Source organism: Clostridium sp. YIM B02569 (assembly GCF_022320765.1).
Lineage (GTDB): Bacteria > Bacillota > Clostridia > Clostridiales > Clostridiaceae > Clostridium > Clostridium beijerinckii.
Window position 1 is genome coordinate 82,736 of record NZ_JAKJJX010000028.1, and the last position, 6,337, is coordinate 89,072.

Genomic DNA, 6,337 nt, shown 5'->3' on the forward strand with positions numbered 1-6,337 from the left:
AGGACTTTTTTTATTTAATTATATTAAAATAAGGGGGGTATTTTCAATGGAGGAGATACTTGAGATATTAGAAAAAAATAGCAGATACAGTGATGAACAAATAGCAGTTATGACAGGTAAAACTGTTGAAGAAGTTAGAGAAGCAATAAGAGATTATGAGGAAAAAAGCATTATAGCAGGTTATACAACGCTTATAAATTGGGAAAATACAGGTAGTGAAACAGTAACAGCGTTAATAGAAGTTAAGATAACACCGCAGAGAGGTGTTGGATTTGATAAAGTTGCAGAAAGAATATATAAATTTTCAGAAGTTAAAGCATGTTACTTAATGTCTGGAGGTTTTGATTTAACGGTTATTGTTGAAGGAAAGACTATGAAGGAAGTTGCTCTTTTTGTATCAGAAAAACTAGCAGTGCAAGAATATGTATTAAGTACAGGTACTCACTTTGTATTGAAGAAATATAAAGATCATGGAAAGATATTTAAAGAAAAGAAGATAGAAGATAGGGAGGCAATATTTATATGAGATTAGAAGACATGATTTTAGACAACGTAAAAAATATGCCTCCGTCAGGAATAAGAAAATATTTTGATATAATAAATGAAATGGATGACGTTATTTCTCTAGGTGTAGGAGAACCAGATTTTGTAACTCCGTGGAATGTAAGAGAAGCTGGAATTTATTCTTTAGAGCAAGGACATACTCATTATTCTTCGAATGCAGGATTTATTGAGCTTCGTAGTGAGATATCAAAGTATCTTCATAGAAGATTTAATCTTAACTATAATCCAGAAGATGAAATAATAGTTACTGTTGGCGGAAGTGAAGGAATTGATATAGCACTTAGGGCATTAGTTGGGCCTGGAGATGAGGTTATAGTTCCAGAGCCAAGCTTTGTTGCATATAAGGGATGTACTGCATTTACTGGAGCAACAGCTAAGGTTTTGAACCTTAAAGCAGAAGATGAATTTAAACTTACTCCTGAGGATTTGGAGAAAGCAATTACACCTAGAACAAAGGTAGTTATAATACCGTTTCCTAATAACCCAACAGGTGCAATAATGACTAGAGATGAACTAGCAGGAATAGTAGAAGTTCTTAAAGATAAAAATATTATTGCAATTTCAGATGAAATATACTCAGAACTCTGCTATGGAGAGAAACATGTTTCAATAGCATCTTTTCCAGAAATGAGAGATAAGACTTTAGTTATAAATGGATTTTCTAAATCATATGCTATGACAGGATGGAGACTTGGGTATATCTGTGGACATCCGATTCTAATAGAAGCGATGAAGAAAATTCATCAATATGCTCTTATGTGTTCACCAACAACTGCTCAGTATGCAGCAATTGAAGCTTTAAAAAGTGGTGATAGAAGTGTAGAAGAAATGTGTAAGGAATATAATAGAAGAAGAAGAGTTCTATTGGATGGATTTAGGAAGATGGGATTAGAGTGTTTTGAGCCTCTTGGAGCATTTTATTTATTTCCAAGTATTAAATCTATGGGTATAACATCGGATGAATTCTGTGAACAACTGCTTATAAATGAAAAAGTATTAGTTATTCCGGGAAATGCTTTTGGTGATTGTGGAGAAGGATTTATAAGAGTTTGTTATGCGTCATCAATGGAAGATATTATGGAAGCATTGAAAAGAACAAAGAGATTTCTTGATAAATTGAGAGAGAAATAATAAAAATGGAGTGGTTTAAGTATAAAAATACTTTAGATCACTCCTTTAATATATACCTAGAGAAGAGTGAAATAAAATTATATTAATAAAAAAAGTTTGTAAATATACATATCATAAATTATACTAGTATAGACATAGAATGGCTTAAACTGAAGATAAATGGCACGTAGTATTGATAAATATTATAGTGAAATCAATAAAACTATGAATATTGACATCATATTCCTAATATATTATTATAAGTGTGGAAGCGATACCATAAATAGTTCGACTTTAAAAATAACTTGGCTTAAAGCCTTAGAAATTAAGAATTTAAGTTGTAAATTAATCTGGTCTATAAATAATAGTATTTCACGATTTAGTTTTAATAATGGAATAAATTTTGATGGATTATGAAAAAAATTTGACGAGGTGGGGTGTTATGTCAGTTACTATAAATGATATTGCGAAAAGGGCTAAAGTATCCTCGGCAACAGTTTCAAGAGTTCTTAATAATTCAGGTTATGTAAAAGAAGAAACTAGGCAAAGAATATTAGTCGCAATAAAAGAAATGAATTATACACCGAGTGCAATTGCAAGAAGTTTGTCGAAATGCGAGACTAATACTATAGGAGTTATCGTTCCAGATATAACTAATGCATATTTTGGAGAAATTATAAAAGGAGTAAGTGAGAGAGCAGAAAGAAATAATCTGAATATAATTTTGTTTAATACAGATAATTATTTAGAGAAGGAAGTGCGTGCTCTTAAATTGCTTAAAGAACAAAGAATTAAAGGAATTATAATGACTCCAGGATTTGGTGAAGAAAAGTTTAATGAAAATTATATTAAAACAATAAATACTTTAAATATTCCTATAATATTAGTTTCGGCTGATGTTAAATTTACAAAGTTAAATGGAGTTTTTGTAGATAATATAAAAGGTGGATTTGAGGCAACAAACCTGCTAATTAAAGAAGGTCATACTAAGATTGGAATAATGACAGGATTATTGAGTTCAGAACCAGTAATGGATAGATTAGAGGGCTATAAAAGAGCGCTAAAAGAAAATGATATTGATTTTTGCAGTAAATATGTTTTATATGGAGATTTTAAATTAGATAAGGCATATGAATTAACTAAAAAATTACTTAAAGAAAAAGACCGTCCTACAGCATTAGTTGTTTGCAGTAACATGATGACGATGGGAGTTATAAAAGCTCTAAAAGAAGAGGATAAGGATATTCCTAGGGACTTGGCTATAGTGGGATTTGATAAAATTGACTTTTTAGATATGGTAGGATTAAATATTACATATATGGAAGATTGTCCAATTGAGCTGGGCAGGTCCTCCATGGATATGCTGTTTGATATTATTAGCAGCAATGAGGATGATAGTGTAAGAAGAAGGATCATTGCACCACAAATTGTAGTTAAAGGTTCAGAGAAAAAGATATAAATTTATATATACGCTGCAAAAGTAATTCTTCATCGTAATTTAAAAAAAGATTGCAAGAATTTTAGTGGTAATTGTGCATTGTGAATTACAACATATATACATAGTTACAAGTTGAATACATATTCGTAATATTAAAGTCAACATAATTATAAATATAATTAATTAGAAGAATATTTATAATAACTGTTTTATTAAATTTAAATCGTGGATATTATCCATGAGTTTAAATATTAATTCTTATATTTTAGGAGGAAGGTTAATGAAAAAGAGATTATTATCATTATTAGCAGTTTCAGCAATAACAGTAACGTTATTCGCTGGATGTGGATCAAGTGGAAGCGGTACTAGTACAGCTGACAAAGGAAGCAGCAATGCAAAAGAATATCAAGTTGCTATGGTAACTGATACAGGTGGGGTAAATGACCAATCGTTTAATCAATCTTCATGGGAAGGCCTACAAAACTTCGAAAAAAACAATAAGGGTGCAAAAGTTAGTTACTTAGAATCTAAGCAAGAATCTGATTATGCTACTAATCTAGATAAAGTTGTAGATAGCGGCAATAAATTAGTTTGGGGTATTGGTTTTGCAATGTCAGATGCAATAACAAAGGCAGCAAAATCAAATCCAGATGTTAACTATGCTATAGTTGATAATTCATATGGAGATGATACTCCAGCTAATGTTACAGGAGTTATGTTTAATGCACAAGAACCTTCATTTATAGTTGGATATATAGCAGCTAAAACAACAAAAACAGGTAAAGTTGGATTTGTTGGTGGTATAAAAAGTGGAATTATAGATCAATTCCAATATGGATACCAAGCTGGTGTTCAATATGCAGCAAAAGAATTAGGTAAAGATATTACTGTAGATGTTCAATATGCTGAAAGTTTCTCTGATGCATCAAAGGGTAAAGCAATCGCAAATAAAATGTTCTCTTCAGGATGTGATATTGTATTCCACGCAGCAGGTGGAGTAGGTGTAGGTGTAATTGAAGCAGCTAAAGAAGCAAATAAGTTTGCAATAGGTGTTGACCGTGACCAAGCATATTTGGCTCCTGACAATGTATTAACATCAGCATTAAAACTTGCAAATGTTGCAGTTGAAAATCTTTCAAAAGAAGCTATGAGTGGAAATAAAATCGGTGGAAAAACATATACTTATGGTTTAAAAGAAAATGCAGTAGGAATTCCAACTGAAAATAAAAACATGGATCCAGAAGTTTATAAGGCAGCTATGGCAGTCCAAGACAAAATTAAGAACGGTGAAATAGTTCCACCTTATAATGAAGATACATTTAAAAGCTTCGGTAAATAAGGATAATTAAATAATATATGTGTGACAATGATAAATTTACATTTAAAGTTCTAGGAAGCTATGTGCAATGGCTTAAGGCTAAAATGCAGAAAATGAATTGTAATATATATATGGCAGATATGAAATAGGGATGGCTTTGCTAGCTAGTGATTCACTGTTAGCAAAGCATATTATTAATTAAGGGAGGACTTGGTATGGAAATTAGCAAACAATATGCAGTGCAGATGCGTGGAATTACAAAAATGTTTGGTTCATTCTGTGCCTTAGATGATATCAATATCGATATTAAAAGAGGTACAATTCATGCACTATTAGGAGAAAATGGAGCAGGTAAGAGTACACTGATGAATATACTTTACGGATTATATCAAGCTGACCGAGGAGAAATATATCTTAATGGTGAAAAGATAAATATTAAAAACCCTAATATAGCCATTGAAAATGGAATAGGAATGGTTCACCAACATTTTATGTTAGTTGAAAATTTTACAGTAACACAAAATATAGTATTAGGTAGTGAAATTACAAGTAAATTTGGCATATTAGACATGAAAAAAGCCCGCGCGGAAATATTAAATATTGTTAAAAAGTATGGATTAGAAGTAGATCCAGATGCAAAAATTGAAGATATTTCAGTGGGTATGCAACAACGTATTGAGATATTAAAAGCCTTATATCGTGGAGCTGATTTATTAATATTAGATGAACCGACAGCAGTGCTTACTCCTCAGGAAATTCAGGATTTAATAAAGATTATGAATAATCTTGTAGCAGATGGAAAAACAATAATTATAATTACACATAAATTAAAAGAAATAAAGGAATCTTCTGATGTCTGTACAATAATACGTAGAGGGAAATATATAGATACTGTTAATGTTAAAGAGATAACAGGATCAGAGCTTGCCACAATGATGGTAGGTCATGCAGTTAAGTTAGTTGTTGATAAAGAGCCTGCAAAACCAGATGAAGTTGTCTTTGAAATAGATAATTTAACTGTAAAAGATGAAAGAAAGTTAGATGCAGTTAAAAACTTATCACTTAAAGTACATAAAGGTGAAATTGTTGGTATTGCTGGAATTGATGGCAATGGACAAAAGGAATTAATTGAAGCAATTACATGCCTAACAAAATGTGAAAGCGGTACCATTAAAATAAATGGAGTAGAGATACAAAATACTACAACAGAAAATGTTATTAAGAATAAAGTATCAACAATACATGAAGATAGACAAAAGCGAGGACTTGTATTAGATTTCAGTGTTGCTGATAATGTAGTTATAGAAAAATATAAAAGTGAACCATATTGCAAAAATGGTTTCTTAAATAAAGACGAAATTATATCTCATACTAAAGATATGATAAAACAATATGACATAAGACCTGACAATTGTGAATTAATTCCTGTTAGAGGTTTATCAGGAGGAAATCAGCAAAAAGTTATAATTGCAAGAGAAGTGGCTAATGATCCAGACTTATTAATTGCAGTACAGCCAACTCGTGGACTTGATGTAGGAGCAATTGAATATGTTCATAAAACATTAATAAGGGAAAGAGATAAAGGCAAAGCGGTTTTGTTAGTTTCGTTTGAACTTGATGAAGTTATGAATGTTTCTGATACTATAGCTGTAATTTATGCAGGGACTATTGTAGATACATTTAAGCAGGGAGAAGTTGATGAAAATACAATAGGTTTATTAATGGCAGGAGGTAAAAGAAATGAAAACAGTGGCAAAGATTCTTAAAAAACCAGTTACTTCAACATTCATTGCAATATTTTTTGGTTTTGTGGTTTCTGCAATAGTTCTTGGTGTTGCAGGATATAACTCAATAGATGCTTTTAGCGCACTTTTTAATGGAATTTTTTCAAAACCTAAATATATATC

At 31.1% G+C, this 6,337-nt stretch carries 6 protein-coding genes and 1 pseudogene; all 7 read left to right on the forward strand.

The window, feature by feature from the left end; all coding sequences use genetic code 11:
* Positions 1–46 precede the first annotated feature (46 nt).
* The gene (locus tag L3B96_RS21935) at positions 47–526 is read left to right on the forward strand and encodes an Lrp/AsnC family transcriptional regulator (protein ID WP_012060307.1); all 480 of its coding nucleotides are present in this window, start codon (positions 47–49) and stop codon (positions 524–526) included.
* Complete coding sequence (locus L3B96_RS21940) at positions 523–1,695, forward strand: aminotransferase class I/II-fold pyridoxal phosphate-dependent enzyme (RefSeq protein WP_238948571.1); 1,173 nt, start codon at positions 523–525, stop codon at positions 1,693–1,695. Before L3B96_RS21935 ends, L3B96_RS21940 begins: the two co-directional genes overlap by 4 nt.
* 159 nt (positions 1,696–1,854) lie before the next feature.
* A complete protein-coding gene (locus L3B96_RS21945) occupies positions 1,855–2,091 on the forward strand; it encodes a hypothetical protein (RefSeq protein ID WP_238948572.1) in 237 nt (78 codons plus the stop codon).
* A 25-nt stretch (positions 2,092–2,116) separates the two neighbouring features.
* The gene (locus L3B96_RS21950; RefSeq protein WP_238948573.1) at positions 2,117–3,133 is read left to right on the forward strand and encodes a LacI family DNA-binding transcriptional regulator; all 1,017 of its coding nucleotides are present in this window, start codon (positions 2,117–2,119) and stop codon (positions 3,131–3,133) included.
* A gap of 259 nt (positions 3,134–3,392) precedes the next feature.
* Positions 3,393–4,451, forward strand: a complete 1,059-nt coding sequence (locus L3B96_RS21955; protein WP_023973133.1) for a BMP family ABC transporter substrate-binding protein — start codon at positions 3,393–3,395, stop codon at positions 4,449–4,451.
* Between the two features lie 194 nt (positions 4,452–4,645).
* Complete coding sequence (locus L3B96_RS21960; RefSeq protein ID WP_012060303.1) at positions 4,646–6,196, forward strand: ABC transporter ATP-binding protein; 1,551 nt, start codon at positions 4,646–4,648, stop codon at positions 6,194–6,196.
* Positions 6,171–6,337, forward strand: a pseudogene (locus tag L3B96_RS27505) (ABC transporter permease); the annotation flags it as partial. The gene L3B96_RS21960 and the pseudogene L3B96_RS27505, both read left to right, overlap by 26 nt.

What these genes read in the sequence shown, in the direction of transcription:
- L3B96_RS21950 (WP_238948573.1), top strand. Translation starts at nt 2,117, where the DNA reads ATGTCAGTTACTATAAATGATATTGCGAAAAGGGCTAAAGTATCCTCG.
- L3B96_RS21960 (WP_012060303.1), top strand. Translation starts at nt 4,646, where the DNA reads ATGGAAATTAGCAAACAATATGCAGTGCAGATGCGTGGAATTACAAAA.
- L3B96_RS21935 (WP_012060307.1), top strand. Translation starts at nt 47, where the DNA reads ATGGAGGAGATACTTGAGATATTAGAAAAAAATAGCAGATACAGTGAT.
- L3B96_RS21945 (WP_238948572.1), top strand. Translation starts at nt 1,855, where the DNA reads ATGGCACGTAGTATTGATAAATATTATAGTGAAATCAATAAAACTATG.
- L3B96_RS21940 (WP_238948571.1), top strand. Translation starts at nt 523, where the DNA reads ATGAGATTAGAAGACATGATTTTAGACAACGTAAAAAATATGCCTCCG.
- L3B96_RS21955 (WP_023973133.1), top strand. Translation starts at nt 3,393, where the DNA reads ATGAAAAAGAGATTATTATCATTATTAGCAGTTTCAGCAATAACAGTA.